The sequence below is a fragment of the Castellaniella denitrificans genome (assembly GCF_042653765.1).
Lineage (GTDB): Bacteria > Pseudomonadota > Gammaproteobacteria > Burkholderiales > Burkholderiaceae_B > Castellaniella > Castellaniella denitrificans.
Map to the genome: position 1 here is coordinate 40,762 of NZ_JBHSEZ010000003.1, position 15,591 is coordinate 56,352.

The 15,591-nt window shown below is 71.0% G+C and carries 14 protein-coding genes; 10 read left to right on the plus strand and 4 right to left on the minus strand.

Annotated features, from left to right (window positions below):
- The first annotated feature begins 59 nt into the window (after positions 1–59).
- The 7 genes from prmB to ACFO27_RS05720 all read left to right on the plus strand — a co-directional run bounded on the left by prmB (position 60) and on the right by ACFO27_RS05720 (position 7,516).
- Entirely contained in the window at positions 60–956 is an 897-nt protein-coding gene (gene prmB, locus ACFO27_RS05690) for a 50S ribosomal protein L3 N(5)-glutamine methyltransferase (protein WP_376816462.1), read from the plus strand.
- Positions 953–2,884, plus strand: coding sequence for an ABC-F family ATP-binding cassette domain-containing protein (locus ACFO27_RS05695; protein ID WP_376816463.1), 1,932 nt, complete (start codon positions 953–955; stop codon positions 2,882–2,884). The genes prmB and ACFO27_RS05695 overlap by 4 nt, the downstream gene beginning before the upstream one ends.
- 115 nt (positions 2,885–2,999) lie before the next feature.
- A complete protein-coding gene (locus tag ACFO27_RS05700; protein WP_323025636.1) occupies positions 3,000–3,542 on the plus strand; it encodes a carboxymuconolactone decarboxylase family protein in 543 nt (180 codons plus the stop codon).
- A 14-nt stretch (positions 3,543–3,556) separates the two neighbouring features.
- On the plus strand, positions 3,557–4,657 hold the full coding sequence (locus ACFO27_RS05705) for an acyl-CoA dehydrogenase family protein (RefSeq protein ID WP_376816464.1): 1,101 nt from the start codon (positions 3,557–3,559) through the stop codon (positions 4,655–4,657).
- Between the two features lie 3 nt (positions 4,658–4,660).
- A complete protein-coding gene (locus tag ACFO27_RS05710; protein WP_376816465.1) occupies positions 4,661–5,500 on the plus strand; it encodes an ABC transporter ATP-binding protein in 840 nt (279 codons plus the stop codon).
- Positions 5,497–6,717, plus strand: coding sequence for an ABC transporter substrate-binding protein (locus ACFO27_RS05715; RefSeq protein WP_376816466.1), 1,221 nt, complete (start codon positions 5,497–5,499; stop codon positions 6,715–6,717). Before ACFO27_RS05710 ends, ACFO27_RS05715 begins: the two co-directional genes overlap by 4 nt.
- 25 nt (positions 6,718–6,742) lie before the next feature.
- Positions 6,743–7,516 (plus strand): ABC transporter permease, encoded by a 774-nt coding sequence (locus ACFO27_RS05720; RefSeq protein WP_376816467.1) that lies wholly within the window; start codon positions 6,743–6,745, stop codon positions 7,514–7,516.
- Positions 7,517–7,597: 81 nt separating this feature from the next.
- Here the strand turns inward: ACFO27_RS05720 and ACFO27_RS05725 are convergent, their stop codons facing one another.
- The 4 genes from ACFO27_RS05725 to ACFO27_RS05740 form a co-directional block, all read right to left on the minus strand.
- Positions 7,598–8,155, minus strand: coding sequence for a sterol desaturase family protein (locus ACFO27_RS05725; protein WP_376816468.1), 558 nt, complete (start codon positions 8,153–8,155; stop codon positions 7,598–7,600).
- A 122-nt stretch (positions 8,156–8,277) separates the two neighbouring features.
- Positions 8,278–10,590: a UvrD-helicase domain-containing protein gene (locus tag ACFO27_RS05730; RefSeq protein ID WP_376816529.1), complete on the minus strand. Its 2,313-nt coding sequence runs from the start codon at positions 10,588–10,590 to the stop codon at positions 8,278–8,280.
- 8 nt (positions 10,591–10,598) lie between these two features.
- Positions 10,599–11,801, minus strand: a complete 1,203-nt coding sequence (locus tag ACFO27_RS05735) for a DesA family fatty acid desaturase (RefSeq protein ID WP_376816469.1) — start codon at positions 11,799–11,801, stop codon at positions 10,599–10,601.
- A gap of 81 nt (positions 11,802–11,882) precedes the next feature.
- Positions 11,883–12,890: an AraC family transcriptional regulator gene (locus tag ACFO27_RS05740; protein ID WP_376816470.1), complete on the minus strand. Its 1,008-nt coding sequence runs from the start codon at positions 12,888–12,890 to the stop codon at positions 11,883–11,885.
- Here ACFO27_RS05740 and ACFO27_RS05745 point away from each other — a divergent pair.
- The 3 genes from ACFO27_RS05745 to ACFO27_RS05755 all read left to right on the plus strand — a co-directional run bounded on the left by ACFO27_RS05745 (position 12,889) and on the right by ACFO27_RS05755 (position 15,577).
- Positions 12,889–13,017 carry a hypothetical protein gene (locus ACFO27_RS05745; protein WP_376816471.1) on the plus strand — a complete coding sequence of 43 codons (129 nt, stop codon included), beginning with the start codon at positions 12,889–12,891 and terminating at the stop codon, positions 13,015–13,017. The genes ACFO27_RS05740 and ACFO27_RS05745 overlap by 2 nt on opposite strands.
- A gap of 212 nt (positions 13,018–13,229) precedes the next feature.
- The gene (locus ACFO27_RS05750) at positions 13,230–14,384 is read left to right on the plus strand and encodes an acyl-CoA dehydrogenase family protein (protein ID WP_376816472.1); all 1,155 of its coding nucleotides are present in this window, start codon (positions 13,230–13,232) and stop codon (positions 14,382–14,384) included.
- The gene (locus ACFO27_RS05755; protein ID WP_376816473.1) at positions 14,381–15,577 is read left to right on the plus strand and encodes a thiolase family protein; all 1,197 of its coding nucleotides are present in this window, start codon (positions 14,381–14,383) and stop codon (positions 15,575–15,577) included. The genes ACFO27_RS05750 and ACFO27_RS05755 overlap by 4 nt, the downstream gene beginning before the upstream one ends.
- Positions 15,578–15,591: the final 14 nt, after the last annotated feature.

Genomic DNA, 15,591 nt, shown 5'->3' on the forward strand with positions numbered 1-15,591 from the left:
TCGTCCGTCCCGGTCCGCGCGCCGGACGGGCGCGGCCGATCATCTCCCTCACGCACACCATGCCCTCCCCACACACCGAACTCCTGACCCTGCGCGACCTGCTGCGCTGGTCCATCAGCCGCTTCCACGCCGCCGGCCTGGTCTTCGGCCACGGCAGCGACAATGCCTGGGACGAGGCCGCCTACCTGCTGCTGCACGGCCTGCACCTGCCGCCCGACACGCTCGACCCCTTCCTGGACGCGCGCCTGCTGGAACGCGAGCGGCTGCGCTGCGTCGACCTGATCCACGAGCGCATCAACACGCGCAAGCCCGCGGCCTACCTGACGGGCGAGGCCTGGCTGCAGGGAGAGCGCTTCCTGGTGGACGAGCGCGTGATCGTGCCGCGCTCGCCCATCTCGGAGCTGCTGGCCGAGGGCCTGGCGCCCTGGATCGACGATCCGGACGCGGTCGGCCGGGTGCTGGACCTGTGCACCGGCTCGGGGTGCCTGGCGATCCTGGCGGCCCACGCCTTCGGCAACGCCGCCGTGGACGCGGTGGACGTGTCCGCCGACGCCCTGGCGGTCGCGCAGTCCAACATCGAACTGCACGGCCTGGGGGACCGCGTCCAGGCGCTGCGCAGCGATCTGCTGGCCCAGGTGCCGGCGGACCGCCGCTACGACCTGATCGTCTGCAATCCGCCCTACGTCAACGAGCAGTCGATGAAGGCGCTGCCGCCCGAATACCGGCACGAGCCCCGGCTGGCGCTGGCGGGCGGCGCCGACGGCATGGACCTGGTGCGCCGCATCCTGGCCGATGCGCCCCGCTTCATGACGGCCGAGGGCCTGCTGGTGCTGGAAATCGGCCACGAGCGGGCGCACTTCGAGGCCGCCTTCCCCGAACTGGACCCCGTCTGGCTGGACACCGCGGCCACCACCGGCCAGATCCTGCTGCTGCGCCGCGCGCAGCTGGCCCCGTGATCCGCGCCGCCGGCCTGACCCTGCGGCGCGGCGTCAAGGTCCTGCTGGAAAACGCCGAATTCGTCGTCCATCCCGGCGAGCGCGTCGGCATCGTCGGCAAGAACGGCGCGGGCAAGTCCTCGCTGTTCTCGCTGTTGCAGGGACAGATCGATCCGGACGCCGGCACGCTGGACATCCCGGCATCCTGGCGGCTGGCCAGCGTCGAGCAGATCCTGCACGACACCGGCCGCCCCGCGCGCGAGTTCGTCATCGACGGCGACCATCACCTGCGGGAACTGCAGGCGCGCCGCGCCGCCCTGGGCCCCGACCAGGGCCAGGCGATCGCCGAGCTGGAGGCCGCCCTGGTCGAGGCCGAGGCCTGGAGCGCGCCCTCGCGCGCCGAGCAGTTGCTGGCCGGCCTGGGCTTCGCCCCCGACGAATGGACCCGTCCGGTCGCCAGTTTTTCCGGCGGCTGGCAGATGCGCATCGCCCTGGCGCGCGCGCTGATGGCGCCGTCCGACCTGCTGCTGCTCGACGAGCCCACCAACCACCTGGACCTGGACGCCATGCTGTGGCTGGAGCGCTGGCTGGCCGGCTATCCGGGCACGGTGCTGCTGATTTCCCACGACACCGAATTCCTCGACGCGGTCGCGCGCGTCATCCTGCATTTCGAGCAGCAGTCGCTGGTGCGCTACAAGGGCGGCTACGAATCCTTCCTGGAACAGCGCGCCGAGCGCCTGCGCCAGAACCGCCTGGCGATCCAGCGCCAGACGCGCGAGGCGGCCCACCTGCAGTCCTTCATCGACCGCTTCAAGGCCAAGGCCACCAAGGCCAAGCAGGCGCAAAGCCGGGTCAAGGCCCTGGCGCGCATGCAGACCCTGGCGCCGCTGGCTGTGGAATCGGGCATCGACATCCGCCTGCCCGAACCCGCGCAGACGCCCGACGTGCTGCTGACGCTGGAGGACGCCGCCCTCGGCTACCCGGCGGACGGCGGCGGCGCGGCGCGCACCATCCTGGAGGACGTGAGCCTGATGGTGCGCGGCGGCAGCCGCATCGGCATCCTGGGCGTCAACGGCGCCGGCAAGAGCACCCTGGTCAAGACCCTGGCCCGCGAACTCGCGCCCCTGGCGGGCGGCTACCGCCCGGCCAAGGGCCTGGAGATCGGCTATTTCGCCCAGCAGCAGCTGGACGTGCTGGACCCGGAGCTGAGCCCGCTGCAGCACTTCGTGCGCATCGCCCCCGACACGCGCGAGCAGGAACTGCGCAACATGCTGGGCGGCTTCGGCTTCGGCGGCGACATGGTCAGCCAGCCGGTGGCGCCCTTTTCCGGCGGCGAGAAGGCGCGCCTGGCCCTGGCCCTGATCGTCTGGCGCAAGCCCAACCTGCTGCTGCTCGACGAGCCCAGCAACCACCTGGACGTGGACACCCGCGAGGCCCTGGCGCGCGCGCTGGCGGAATTCCCCGGCAGCGTGCTGCTGGTGTCCCACGACCGGCACCTGCTGCGCACCACCGTGGACAGCTTCTGGATCGTCGCCGACGGCCGGGTCCAGCCCTTCGACGGCGACCTGGAGGACTACCGCGACTGGCTGCAGCAGCGCCAGACGCAGCGCAACCAGGTCGCGCGCGCGGCGGCGCCGGCCCCGAGCCAGGACCGCAAGGCGCAGCGCCGCGAGCAGGCCCAGGCGCGGCAGGAACTGGCCGCCCGCCGCAAGCCGCTGGAGGCGCGCCTGAAGCGGGTCGAGGACGCGATGGCCCAGGCCCAGGCCCGGCTGGCGGAACTGGACGCGCTGATGGCCGATCCGGATTTCTACACCGACGCCCACAAGGACGCCCGCCCCGGCCTCATGGCCGAGCACGGCGAACTGAGCAAGGCCCTGCAAGGCCACGAGGAAGACTGGCTGGACCTGCAGACGGAGATCGAGGCGCTGGGCGAGTCCGGGAAGCCCTGATTTCCTACATATTCCAAGGCTGAATAATTTAATACTCTTATATTCGTTCGGCATGTGAACGGCGATCCTTAGAATGGACGGGTCTTATAACTTCCCGTTCAGAAGATCCGCCGCCATGAGCCGCCTCCCCATCCAATCCGTCGAATCCGCCCCGGCCGAAGCCCAGGACCGCCTGCGCGCCGCCGCCCAGGCCAACGGCTTCCTGCCCAACCTGCTGGGCGTCCTGGCCAACGCGCCCACCGCCCTGGAAACCTACCAGGTCGTCGGCGCCATCAACGGCCGCAACAGCCTCACCCCCACCGAACGCGAAGTCGTGCAGATCACGGCCGCCGCCTACAACGGCTGCGGCTTCTGCGTGGCCGGCCACACCAAGCTCGCCTACAAGAAGCTGCAGCTGCCCCAGGAACTGGTCGAGGCCCTGCGCGGCACCCAGGCCCTGTCCGACCCCAGGCTCAACGCCCTGGCGCAATTCACGCTGCAGGTCCTGGAACACCGCGGCCAGGTGCCCGACGAAGCCCTGGCCGACCTGCGCGCGGCCGGCTACGGCGACGCCCAGGCGCTGGACGTGGTGCTGGGCGTGAGCCTGGCCACGCTGTGCAACTACGCCAACAACCTGGCCCGCACCCCCATCAACCCGGAACTGCAGGCCTACGCCTGATCCTGGAGGCCCGCATGTCCACCGACCTGCTGCCCGCCGTCCATGGCGATGGCATCGACGCCCTGATCCGGGACGCCCTGGCGCCCCAGGCGGAAGCCATCGACCAGGGCCGGTATCCGGGCGACTTCATGCGCGCGCTGGGCCGCCTGGGCGGCTTCGGCGCCGCGCTGCCCGCCGGATCGGGCGGTCTGGGCCTGGACCTCGCGGCCCAGATCGAGATCATCGCCCAAGTCGGGCGCGTCTGCGGCTCCACCGCCTTCCTGGCCTGGTGCCAGTCGGCCTGCGCCTGGTATTTCCAGCAGACGGACAATGCCGCCGCGCGCGAACGCTACCTGGCCCCCATCGCGCGGGGCGAGGTCCTGGCCGGCACCGGCATGTCCAATTGCGTCAAGCATCTCGCCGGCATCGAACGCATCAACCTGCGCGCGCGGCGCGACGGCGAAGGCTACCGCGTGAGCGGCGCCCTGCCCTGGGTCTCGAACCTGGGGCCCGACCACCTGGTCATCGCCGCCGCGGCCGTGGAAGAAGGCGGCTACATCATGTTCGCCGTGCCGCCGGGTTCGCCCGCGCTCACGCTGCGCCCCTGCCCGGCCTTCGCCGGCATGGAAGGCACCGGCACCTACGGCGTGCACCTGAAGAACGCCTGGATTCCTCCGCAGGACGTGCTGGCCGAGCCCGCGGCCTTCGAGGACTACATCGGCCGCATCAAGCCCGGCTTCCTGCTGATGCAGATCGGCATGGGCCTGGGGCTGGTCCGGGCCAGCCTGGAAACCATCCGCGCGACCAACCAGCGCCTGAGCCACGTCAACACCTACCTGGACGACCAGGAGGACACGCTGGAACGGGATCTCCAGGCCCTGCTGGCGGAAACCGCGCGCCTGGCCCGCCTGGACCGGGACGCGCTGCTCCTGGACATCCTGCGCGCCCGCGCCCGGGCGTCCGAACTGGGCCTGCGGGCCACGCAGTCGGCCGCCCTGCACGCGGGCGCCGCCGGCTACCTGATGAGCCATCCCGCCCAGCGCCGCCTGCGCGAAGCCCTGTTCGTCGCCATCGTGACGCCGGCCCTGAAGCACCTGCGCAAGGAAATCCATGCGCTCGAACAGCAGGCGGCCTGAACGATGAGCCTCGCCACGGCGTTTCCCGACCCGATCACCGAGCCCGCCACCGCCGAGGCCGGCGTGCTCAGCGCCGAGGGCGTGGCCCTGGGCTACGCGCGGCCGGGCGCCGGCTCCCATCGCATCCTGCAGGATTTCTCCCTGGAGCTCCAGGCGGGCGAGATCGTCGCCCTGCTGGGCCCCAGCGGCGTCGGCAAGTCCTCGCTGCTGCGGGTGCTGGCGGGCCTGCAGCGGCCGCTGGCCGGACAGGTCCGCCTGCGCGGCCGGCACCTGGCCGGCCCCGCCCCCGACGTCGGCTTCGTCTTCCAGGATCCCTGCCTGCTGCCCTGGCTGACGCTGGAGGAGAACGTCGCCTTCGGCCTGGATTTCCACCACCAGCCCCGGCTGGACGAGGCGCTGCGCCGCCAGCGCGTGCAGCAGGCCATCGCCGAGGTCGGCCTGGCGCAGGCCCGGACGCGCTATCCGGACGAGCTGTCGGGCGGCATGGCCCAGCGCGCCGCCCTGGCCCGCAGCCTGGCGCGCGCGCCCGAGATCCTGCTGCTGGACGAGCCCTTCAGCGCCCTGGACGAAGTCACCCGCGGCGAAATGCAGACCCTGCTGCTGGAAATCAGCGCACGCCACCACGCCGCCGCGATCCTGGTGACCCACGACATCGACGAGGCCCTGCTGCTGGCCGACCGCATCCTGCTGCTGGGCGGCCAGCCGGGCCGCCTGATCGGCCAATGGCGGCCCGGCCGGCCCCACCCCCGCGACGAAACCGATCCCCGCCTCACCGCGCTGCGCGTCGAGATCCTGCAGGCCCTGCGCGCCGCCCGCCCTCCCAAACCCAACCTGGCATCATGACCCTGAAACCGATCGATCCCTGCTGCGGCGCCGCCGCCAGCGCCCTGGCCGGCCGCCGGCAGTTCCTGAAACTGTCCTCGCTGTTCACGATGGCGGGCGCCCTGCCGCTGCTGCAGGCGGGGCGGGCGGCCCGCGCCGCCGAGCCCGACGCGCCGGTGCGCATCGGCTATCTGCCGATCACCGACGCCACGCCGCTGCTGGTGGCCCATCACAACGGCCTGTTCGAGAAGCGCGGACTGCGGGTGGAAAAGCCGCGCCGCTTCCGCAGCTGGTCGCAGATCGTCGAGGCCTTCCTGAGCGGCCAGGTGAACGTGGTCCACCTGCTCATGCCCATGACCATCTGGTCGCGCTACGGCAGCAAATCCCCGGCCAAGGTGGTCGCCTGGAACCACATGGAAGGCTCCTGCCTGACCGTGCGGCCCGACATCGGCGGTCTCGCCGACCTGGGCGGCACCACGGTCGCCATCCCGTTCTGGTATTCGGTGCACAACATCGTCCTGCAGGCCATGCTGCGCGAGGCCGGGCTGGAATTCATCAGCGACGGCGAGCCGACGAAGCAGCAGGTCAAGCTGGTGGTCATGTCGCCCGGCGACATGCTGCCCGCCCTGGGTTCGAAGCGGATTTCCGGCTACATCGTGGCCGAGCCGTTCAACGCCAAGGCCGAGGAGCTGGGCGTGGGCAAGGTCTGGCGCTTCACCGGCGACGTCTGGCGCAACCACGCCTGCTGCGTGGTGACGATGCACGAGCGCGACCTGCAGGAACGCCCCGAATGGTCGCAGAAGGTCGTCGACGCCATCGTCGAGGCGCAAGCCTGGACGCGCGGCCACCGCGAAGAGACCGTGAAGATCCTGGAACGCGGCAACCCCGCCGACTACACTCCGCACGAGCATTCGACGCTGGCGCGAGTGCTGCTGGCCTCGCCCGAGCGCGATGCGGAATACGCCCGCAGCGGCGCGATCCGCCACACCGGCTGGAAGGAGCAGCGCATCGACTTCCAGCCCTATCCCTTCCCCAGCTACACGGAAAAGCTGGTGGAGCTGCTGAAGACCACCTACGTGCTGGGCGAGAACGCCTTCCTGAAGGACCTGGATCCCGCCGAGGTCGCCCGCGACCTGGTGGACGACCGCTACGTGCGCAAGGCCATCGAGGCCCAGGGCGGGCCGGCCGCCTTCGGCATCGAGGGCTACACGCGCACGGAAACCTTCTCGGTCGCCTAGACCGGCCCGAACGGACCCCGAGCCCATGAAAACGCGCACCTCTCCGCTGCCCGCCCACAGACGCCTGGCCCTGAGCCTGGGCGGGCTGCTGGTCCTGCTGCTGCTCTGGGCCGCCGGCATCGGCATGATCGGCGAGGAAACGGCCATGGCCGGCCTGTTCTCGCCGCTCAAGGCCCTGCCCAGCCTGGTCCACCTGGTGCTGGACAATCAGTTGACGATGCACACCCTGGTCAGCCTGCGGCGCGTGGCCGTGGGCCTGTTCTGGGCGCTGGTGTTCGGCATCCCCCTGGGGCTGGCCATCGGCGCCTCGCAGAAGCTGGAGCTGGCCACCAGCGGCGCCTTCCAGTTCCTGCGCATGGTCTCGCCCCTGTCCTGGATGCCGGTCGCGGTGATGCTGTTCGGCATCGGCGACGCGCCGATCTACTTCCTGCTCAGCTTCGCCGCCGTCTGGCCCATCATCCTGAACACCAGCGCGGGCGTGCGGCAGCTGGATCCGCGCTGGCTGATGCTGGCGCGCAGCCTGAGCGCCACGCGTTCGGAGATCCTCTGGAAGATCGTGATTCCCGGCTCCCTGGGCCACATGCTGACCGGACTGCGCCTGGCCATCGGCATCGTCTGGATCATCCTGGTGCCCTGCGAGATGCTGGGCGTCAGTTCCGGCCTGGGCTATTTCATCCTGGACACGCGCGATCGCCTGGCCTATTCCGAACTGATGGCCGTGATCGTGCTGATCGGGGCGCTGGGCTTCCTGCTGGACGCCACCGCGCAGCGGCTGCACCGGCGCTGGGCCCGGCGCTGACCGGCCGGCCGGGCAAGCCCGGCCCCGAGGATCCGGAACGGCCGTGGAAGCGCCCGGTGCGCGCCGGTCCGGGACGGTGCGTCAGGACTTGCCCGCGGATTCATCGGTCCCGAAGACATGGTCCCAGAACGGCGTGGTGACGCCGTACCAGCCCTCGGCGCCCGGCCGATGGTGCCGGGCATGGTCGCGCTTGCGGGCCAGCATCCAGGAACCCGGCCGGGCCTTCCAGTGATGCGTGGCGTGGTGGACGACCACGTACAGCAGATAGCCGGCCGTCATGCCCAGCGTCGCCGCCAGGGCGATCCACAGCCCGGCGGCGGCGGACAAGGGCCAGAACACCAATACGGCGAACGCCGCCATGCTGACCGGCGTGGAAGAGCCGATCAGCGCGAAGGGACGTTCGTGGTGCGTCTCGTGCCAGTTCTTGAAGGGCCGCAGCCCGTGAAGGATGAATCGATGCAGGGCGTACTCGACGAGGCTCCAGGCCAGGAAGCCCAGGACCGCGGCCGCCAGCAGCGCCCCGGCCGAACCGTGCGAATGCCAGACCAGCACGGCCGACCCGCCCGCGATCGCCAGCGGATACAGCACGAAATCCGCAAAATACATCGCTGGATGCTGTTCGAACTTGAAAGACCCCATGGCGAATCCGCAGTCGAATTTCCAGGATCAGTATAGACCTCGCCCTGGGGATTTCCCTAGTCATTGGGTCCACCCGCAAGGAAAACCGCCAGTCCGGCGGCGACGGCCGAGGAAGCCCGGTTTCAGTCCATGACTTCCAGCTTCGCCACGCCCAGGGCCAGGGTCTTGGTGCCGGCGTCGCGGAATTCGATGCGCGCCTGGGCGTCGGCGCCGCTGCCGCTCAGCGCCACCACGGTGCCTTCGCCGAAGCGGCCATGGCGCACGCCCATGCCGATCCGGAAGCACTGCTCGCCCACCGTGACGCCGGCCGCCTGGGCGCGGGGCGCGCGCGGCGCGAAGGTGCTGCCCGCCTCGCCCTGCCAGCCGCCCAGGCCGCGCCGGAAGGCGCCGCTCCAGGGCGGCTGGGCGGCGGCCGGACGCTGGCGCGGGGTGATCCATTTCAGGTGTTCTTCCGGGATCTCGTCCAGGAAGCGCGAGCGCATGCCGTAGCGCGTCTGGCCGTGCAGCATGCGGCTTTGCGCCAGGGTCAGCGTCAGGCGTTCGCGCGCCCGCGTGATGGCCACGTACATCAGGCGGCGTTCCTCTTCCAGGCCGCCCGGGTCCAGCAGGCTGTTTTCGTGGGGGAACAGGCCCTCTTCCAGCCCGGTGATGAACACCGCGTCGAATTCCAGGCCCTTGGCCGCGTGCACGGTCATGAGCTGCACGGCGTCCTCGCCGGCCTGGGCCTGGTTGTCGCCGGCCTCCAGCGAAGCGTGGCTGAGGAAGGCCCCCAGGGGCGACATGACGGCGGGCGATGGCTGCGCGCCGGCGCCGAAGGCCGGGTCCGGATCCTGATCCGGGCCGGACGCCGGCTCGGCGGCGATGGCCGCACTCTCGGGAATCCGGCCGGCGGGCAGGCCCTGGAAACCTTCCTCGGCTACGAAGGCGGCGGCCGCGTTGACCAGTTCCTGCAGGTTTTCCAGGCGGTCCTGGCCTTCGCGGTCGGCCCGGTAATGGGCTTCCAGGCCGCTGTGGTGCACCACGTGGCCGATCAGTTCGGGCAGGTCCAGCGTGCGGGCCTCCTCGGCCAGTTCGCGGATCAGGGTGGCGAAACGCGCCAGGCTGGCGCCCGCCTTGCCCGGCACGAAGGCGACCGCGCCGGCCAGGCTGGTGCCTTGCTGCGCGGCCATGTCGGCCTGCTGTTCCAGGGTGCGCGCGCCGATCCCGCGCGTGGGGAAGTTCACCACCCGCATCCAGGACGTGTCGTCGTTCGGATTGTCGATCAGGCGCAGGTAGGCCAGGACGTGCTTGACCTCCTGGCGCTCGAAGAAGCGCTGGCCGCCGTAGACCCGGTACGGCACGCGGGCGGAGAACAGGGCGTGCTCGATGGGGCGCGACTGGGCATTGCTGCGGTACAGGATGGCGATCTCGTGGGCCGGGCGGCCCTCGCGGATCAGGGCGCGGACCTCGTCCACCAGCCACTGCGCCTCCAGCGCGTCGGACGCCTGCTCGACCACGCGCAGGGGCTCGCCCTCGCCCGCGTCGGTCCACAGGTTCTTGCCCAGGCGGTTGCTGTTGTGCGCGATCAGGGCGTTGGCCGAGTCCAGGATGTGGCCGTGCGAACGGTAGTTCTGTTCCAGCCGGATGACTCGGCCCTGGGCGTGGCGCTGTTCGAAGTCGGCCATGTTGCCGACGTTGGCCCCGCGAAAGGCGTAGATGGACTGGTCGTCGTCGCCCACCGCGAACACCGGCGTATGCGCGCCCGCCAGCAGCATCAGCCAGCGGTACTGCAGGACGTTGGTGTCCTGGAATTCGTCGACCAGGATCTGCTGGAAGCGGCGCTGGTAATGTTCGCGGATCGGCGCCTCGCGCTGCAGCAGTTCGTAGGCGCGCAGCAGCAGTTCACCGAAGTCGACCACGCCCTCGCGTTCGCACTGGTCCTGGTAGCGCTGGTACAGGTCCGCCAGCCGCCGGGCGTGGGCGTCGCGCGCGTCCAGGTCGCCCGGGCGCAGGCCGTCTTCCTTGGCGCCGTTGATCATGCGCTGCACGTCGCGCGGCGGGAAGCGCTCGTCGTCGATGCCGGCGGCCTTCAGCATGCGCTTGATGGCCGAGAGCTGGTCGGCGCTGTCCAGGATCTGGAAGGCCTGCGGCAACCCGGCTTCGCGGTGGTGCGCGCGCAGCAGCCGGTTGCACAGGCCGTGGAAGGTCCCGACCCACATGCCCCGGGTGTTGATGGGCAGCAGCGCGGACAGCCGCGTCAGCATTTCCCGCGCGGCCTTGTTGGTGAAGGTGACGGCCAGCAGGCCGTGGGGGCCGACCTGCCCGGTCTGGATCAGCCAGGCCATGCGGGTGGTCAGAACGCGGGTCTTGCCGCTGCCCGCGCCGGCCAGCACCAGGGCGTGTTCGGCGGGCAAGGTGACGGCGGCCCGCTGCTGCGGATTCAGTCCTTCGAGCATTGCAGGGGTCATGCGGCGTAGCGTCCAAGCCGGAGGGCGAACTGTTCCAGGCCTTCGATGCCGCTGGCGCGGGCGCGCAGGCACCAGGCGCGCAGGTCGGCCAGCAACTGCTCGCTGCTGGCGCTGGAAGATTCCCACAGGGCGGCCAGTTCGCGGCGCATCTGCACCACGGTGGAGAGCGCGGGCGCCAGCGACAGGGCGCGCTCCACCTGGGCCTGTTCGCGGGGCGCCAGCGCGGCGGCGTCGCGCACCAGCCATTTGCGGCAGCGCCGCAGCAACAGGCGCTCGCCGCGCCGGTGGCGCAGCTTCAGGGCCTTGAGTTCGTGCGCGACGGCGGCCTTGACCACCCCGGAATAGCAGGCCAGGACTTCGTAGCGGTGGACGATGATGCCCTGGAGCTGGTCCAGTCCGAGCGGACCGGCGGCTTCCGGCGCCCGCAGCCGCAGCCGGGGCGCGACCCGGCGCACCCGGGCCAGGCCCAGGGCCTGCAGGATGCGGATGTAGGCCCAGCCCAGGTCGAACTCGTACCAGCGGGAGGAAAATTTCGCCGAGGTCCCGTAGGCATGGTGGTTGTTGTGCAGTTCCTCCCCGCCGATCAGCAGGCCCCAGGGCACCACGTTGGTGCTGTCGTCCGGGCAGACGAAATTGCGGTAGCCCCAGGCGTGGCCCAGACCGTTGACCACGCCGGCCGCCCAGAAGGGGATCCAGGCCATCTGCACCGCCCAGACCGTGAGGCCCACGACGCCGAACAGGACCAGGTCCAGGACCAGCATCAGGCCCACGCCCAGCAGGTTGTGGCGGCTGTACAGGGTGCGCTCGATCCAGTCGTCGGGCGTGCCGTGGCCGTAGCGCGCCAGGGTTTCGGCGTTGCGGGCCTCGTCGCGATAGAGTTCCGCCCCGCGGAAGAAGACCTGGGCCAGGCCGAACACGGCGGGCGAATGCGGGTCGCCTTCCCGCTCGCAGCGGGCGTGGTGCTTGCGATGGATGGCGACCCATTCGCGGGTCACCATGCCGGTGGTCAGCCACAGCCAGAAACGGAAGAAATGCGCCACGGCGGGATGCAGGTCCAGCCCCCGGTGCGCCTGGCTGCGGTGCAGGTACAGGGTCACCGCCACGATGGTGACGTGGGTCAGCGCCAGCGTGACCGCCAGCAAGGCCCATGGGCCCAGCTGCAGGACGCCGCCCTGCAGGAAGGATAGCCAGGTATTCATGGTGTTCGGGCGCACGCCCGCGGGATTGGGAAGTTCTGCCGCCTAGTGTAGTCCACGGGCGGGCGGCGCGTGAAGCGCGGTTCAGGGCCGGCCCTTGCGGTATCCCCCGGGCGGCATCCCCGCCCACTGGCGGAAGGCCCGGTTGAAGGCGGCCGGATCCTCGAAGCCCAGTTGCGCGCCGATCGTCGCGATGGGCAGGTCCGTGCACAGCAGCCGGACGATGGCCGCGTCCCGGCGCACCGCGCCCTTGATCGCCTGGAAATGCGTGCCTTCCGCATCCAGCCGCCGGGCCAGCGTGCGCGGCGACAGGTGCAGCGCACGCGCGACTTCCGGGATCGAGGGCGGCCGGCTCAGCCGGGCCTCGAACAGATCCCTGACCCGGTGGGTCAGCAGGCGCTCGCCGGCCGGAGGACGGATCCAGTCCGTCGGCGCGCGCCTCAGGAAGGCGGACACGGCGGCCTTGTCCTGACGGACCGGCAGATCCAGGGTCCCGGCTTCGAACACCAGCATCGTCGCCGGCCGCCCGAAAACGGCCGGCCCGGCATACATGTTCAGGTATTCGTCCGCGTGCGGCGGCGGCGGATACGCCAGATCCACCCGGACGAACCGCAGCCGGCGCTCCGCCATCCACGAGGCGATGCCCTGGATCAGCAGCAGCATCAATTCCAGGATCAGCACGCGCTGCGCGCCCAGGTCCCGGCGTTCCTCGATCACGATGCCCTCGACGCCCTCGCAGGCCGTCATCCGGAACGCCAGGTCGTCGAGCACCAGGCGGAAGAAGCAGCAGAAACGGTGCAGCGCCACCCGCAGGCTGGGCGCGCCCACCAGGCCCAGGCACAGGAACTTCAGGGTCCCGCCCCGCAGCGGCCGCGAGAACAGGCCCGGCGTCTCGTCGTCCATCTGGACCACGAGCGCCCGGTAGAACACGGCGAATTGTTCCACCGTCACCCGGGCGGAGGGACGCGCCAGCAAGGCGGGAGCGATGCCCGCGCGCGCGACGGCCTCGGACGCGGCGCCGGGCGGATGCCCCAGCCGGTCGAGCATCTGGGTGATCATGCCGATCGGCACCGTCATCGTCGGGGAGGTCATGGCCATCGTCCTGTCGGCACGGCCGATCCGCCTGGGCATGACCCCGGCGAACCGATCCGCTGGATTGGCAGAAATCATCAATAAACAGACTGATTTTGCCATCCACAAGGCAGGTTTCGTCCATTAGCATGACCCCCATGTTCCCCTGATTCAAGGGAACCGATTGAGTTCCAGCGGCCGGCCATCGGGCCGCGGGCCCGCCGGAAACGGATTCCGTGCATTGGCAATTCAGGCACATCGGGGATGGATCGCGGGCCGGCCGGAATTCCTATCCGCACCCTCGGCCCGGGAACCCATTCCGGGAGAAAAACAGACGACCGGACGCAAGGAGGCGACCCGATGGACTTTCAGCTCAGTCCCGAACAGGAGGCGATCCGGACCCTGGCCCGCACGTTCGCGGCCCGGGAAATCGCGCCGCGCGCCGCCGAGGCCGACCGCAGCCGGACATTCCCCGAAACCGTCCACCAGCAGGCCCGGGCGCTGGGGCTGACGAGCGTCACCCTGCCGGAATCGGCCGGCGGCGGCGGCCTGGGATGCCTGGAGCTCGTGCTGGTCACCGAAGCGCTCTGCCACGGCTGCCTGGGCATCGGCACCGCGCTGTGCATCGACGCGCTGGCCACGGCGCCCATCCTGCTGGCCGGCACCCAGGCCCAGCAAGACCGCTATCTGGGCGCCGCGGCCCGGGGGGCGCGCGCCAGCTTCGCCCTGACCGAGCCTGACGCCGGATCGGACGTGGCCGGCATCAGGACCCGGGCCGAACGGACCGCGGACGGCTATCGGCTCTCGGGGACCAAGACCTGGATCTCCAACGCCAACCTGGCGGAATTCTTCGTCGTCTTCGCCCGGACGGGCCCCGAACCCGGGCATCGCGGCCTGAGCGCGTTCATCGTGCCCCGCGACAGCCCGGGGCTGACCGTGGGCCCGCCCCTGGGCAAGCTCGGGCAGCGCTGCGCGCCCACCTGCGAAGTCTTCCTGGACCGGGTCCCGGTGGCGCCGGACCAGCGCCTGGGCGAGGAAGGCGGCGGCTTCGCGCTGGCCATGCAGGTCTTCGATCATTCCCGCCCCATGGTGGCCGCCTTCGGCGTGGGGCTGATCGAACGCTGCCTGGACGAATCGCTGGCCTACGCCTGCCAGCGCGCCAGCATGGGCAAGCGCCTGATCGAGCACCAGGCCATCGCCCACAAGCTCGCCGAAATGCGCATGAAGCTCGAAGCCGCCCGACTGCTGACCTACCAGGCCGCCTGGCGCCTCGACCAGGGCCTGCCCGGCACCCTGGAAGCGTCGGCGGCCAAGGCCTTCGCCGCCGACGCGGCCATGTGGGCCGCCACGGAAGCCATCCAGATCTTCGGCGGGATGGGCTATTCGACCGAATACCCGGTGGAAAAACTTTTCCGCGACGCCAAGGTGCTGCAGATCTACGAAGGCACCAGCGAAATCCAGCGCAACATCATCGCCCGCGAACTGCAACGCGCGCACGCCCAAGGACGCTCATGACCCCACGCCCCGCCTCTCCCGACGAAGCCGTCATCCTGGCGGCCGTGCGCACGCCGTTCGGCCGGCGCAACGGCGCCTTGCGCGACATGCGCCCCGACGAACTGCTGGCCGCGGTCCTGCGCGAATCCCTGGTCCGGTCCGGGCTGCCCGCCGACCGGGTGGGCGACGTGCTGGCAGGCTGCGTCAGCCAGGCCGGCGAACAGGGTGGCAACATCGCCCGGCAGGCCGTGCTGCTGGCCGGCCTGCCGGCCGCCGTCCCGGCGGCCACGATCAACCGGATGTGCGGCTCCAGCCAGTACGCCGTCCACGCCGCGGCGCAGGCCGTGGCCTGCGGCGACGCGGATTTCGCCATCGGCTGCGGGGTCGAGAGCATGAGCCGGGTGCCGATGTTCCTGGACCTGACCCTGGGGCAGCGGCCCTTCCAGGGCTTCGACGGGCTGCATCCCGACCTGCTGGCGCGCTTCCCCATCCCGCACCAGGTCGAAAGCGCGGAACGCATCGCGCAATCCTGGCGTCTCTCGCGCCGTGAACTGGACGACTACGCCATCGAAAGCCACCGCCGCGCCCACGCCGCGCGCACCGCCGGGCTGCACACGGAAATCCTGGCCATGCCCGGCCTCGGCGGCGGCGCCGGACCCGCCGCGCTGGCCGCCGACGAGGGCATCCGCGCACCGGTGGACGAGGCCCGGGTGCGCGGCATGGCCCCGGTCTTCCGCGCCCCCGGGGACGGGCGGGTGACGGCGGCCAACGCCAGCCAGATGTCCGACGGCGCGGCCGCCGTCCTGGTCGGCCGCCGCGCCGCCGCGCAGGCGCTGGGCCTGACGCCGCGGGCGCGCTTCCTGGCCCGGGTCGCGGCCGGCTCCGACCCGGTGATGCAACTGACCGGCATCATCCCCGCCACCCGCCTGGCGCTGGAGCGGGCGGGCCTGTCGATCCGGGACCTGGACTGGATCGAGGTCAACGAGGCCTTCGCCAGTGTCGCCCTGTGCTTCATGCGCGAATTCGCGCCCGACCCGGACCGCTGCAATCCCTGGGGCGGCGCCATCGCCCACGGTCATCCACTGGGCGCCACGGGCGCCGGCCTCATGGCCAAGATGCTCGCCGGCCTGCGCCAGCGCGACGGCCGGTTCGGCCTGCAGGTCATGTGCATTGGCCATGGCATGGCGACCGCCACCGTGATCGAACGGCTCTGACCCGCCCCCCCCCC

Bases quoted from the DNA above. Each gene is read 5' to 3' on its own strand.
- ACFO27_RS05740 (WP_376816470.1), bottom strand. From the start codon at position 12,890: ATGACCTCCCCGACGATGACGGTGCCGATCGGCATGATCACCCAGATG.
- ACFO27_RS05730 (WP_376816529.1), bottom strand. From the start codon at position 10,590: ATGCTCGAAGGACTGAATCCGCAGCAGCGGGCCGCCGTCACCTTGCCC.
- prmB (WP_376816462.1), top strand. From the start codon at position 60: ATGCCCTCCCCACACACCGAACTCCTGACCCTGCGCGACCTGCTGCGC.
- ACFO27_RS05705 (WP_376816464.1), top strand. From the start codon at position 3,557: ATGTCCACCGACCTGCTGCCCGCCGTCCATGGCGATGGCATCGACGCC.
- ACFO27_RS05755 (WP_376816473.1), top strand. From the start codon at position 14,381: ATGACCCCACGCCCCGCCTCTCCCGACGAAGCCGTCATCCTGGCGGCC.
- ACFO27_RS05745 (WP_376816471.1), top strand. From the start codon at position 12,889: ATGGCCATCGTCCTGTCGGCACGGCCGATCCGCCTGGGCATGACCCCG.
- ACFO27_RS05710 (WP_376816465.1), top strand. From the start codon at position 4,661: ATGAGCCTCGCCACGGCGTTTCCCGACCCGATCACCGAGCCCGCCACC.
- ACFO27_RS05715 (WP_376816466.1), top strand. From the start codon at position 5,497: ATGACCCTGAAACCGATCGATCCCTGCTGCGGCGCCGCCGCCAGCGCC.
- ACFO27_RS05725 (WP_376816468.1), bottom strand. From the start codon at position 8,155: ATGGGGTCTTTCAAGTTCGAACAGCATCCAGCGATGTATTTTGCGGAT.
- ACFO27_RS05735 (WP_376816469.1), bottom strand. From the start codon at position 11,801: ATGAATACCTGGCTATCCTTCCTGCAGGGCGGCGTCCTGCAGCTGGGC.
- ACFO27_RS05720 (WP_376816467.1), top strand. From the start codon at position 6,743: ATGAAAACGCGCACCTCTCCGCTGCCCGCCCACAGACGCCTGGCCCTG.
- ACFO27_RS05700 (WP_323025636.1), top strand. From the start codon at position 3,000: ATGAGCCGCCTCCCCATCCAATCCGTCGAATCCGCCCCGGCCGAAGCC.
- ACFO27_RS05750 (WP_376816472.1), top strand. From the start codon at position 13,230: ATGGACTTTCAGCTCAGTCCCGAACAGGAGGCGATCCGGACCCTGGCC.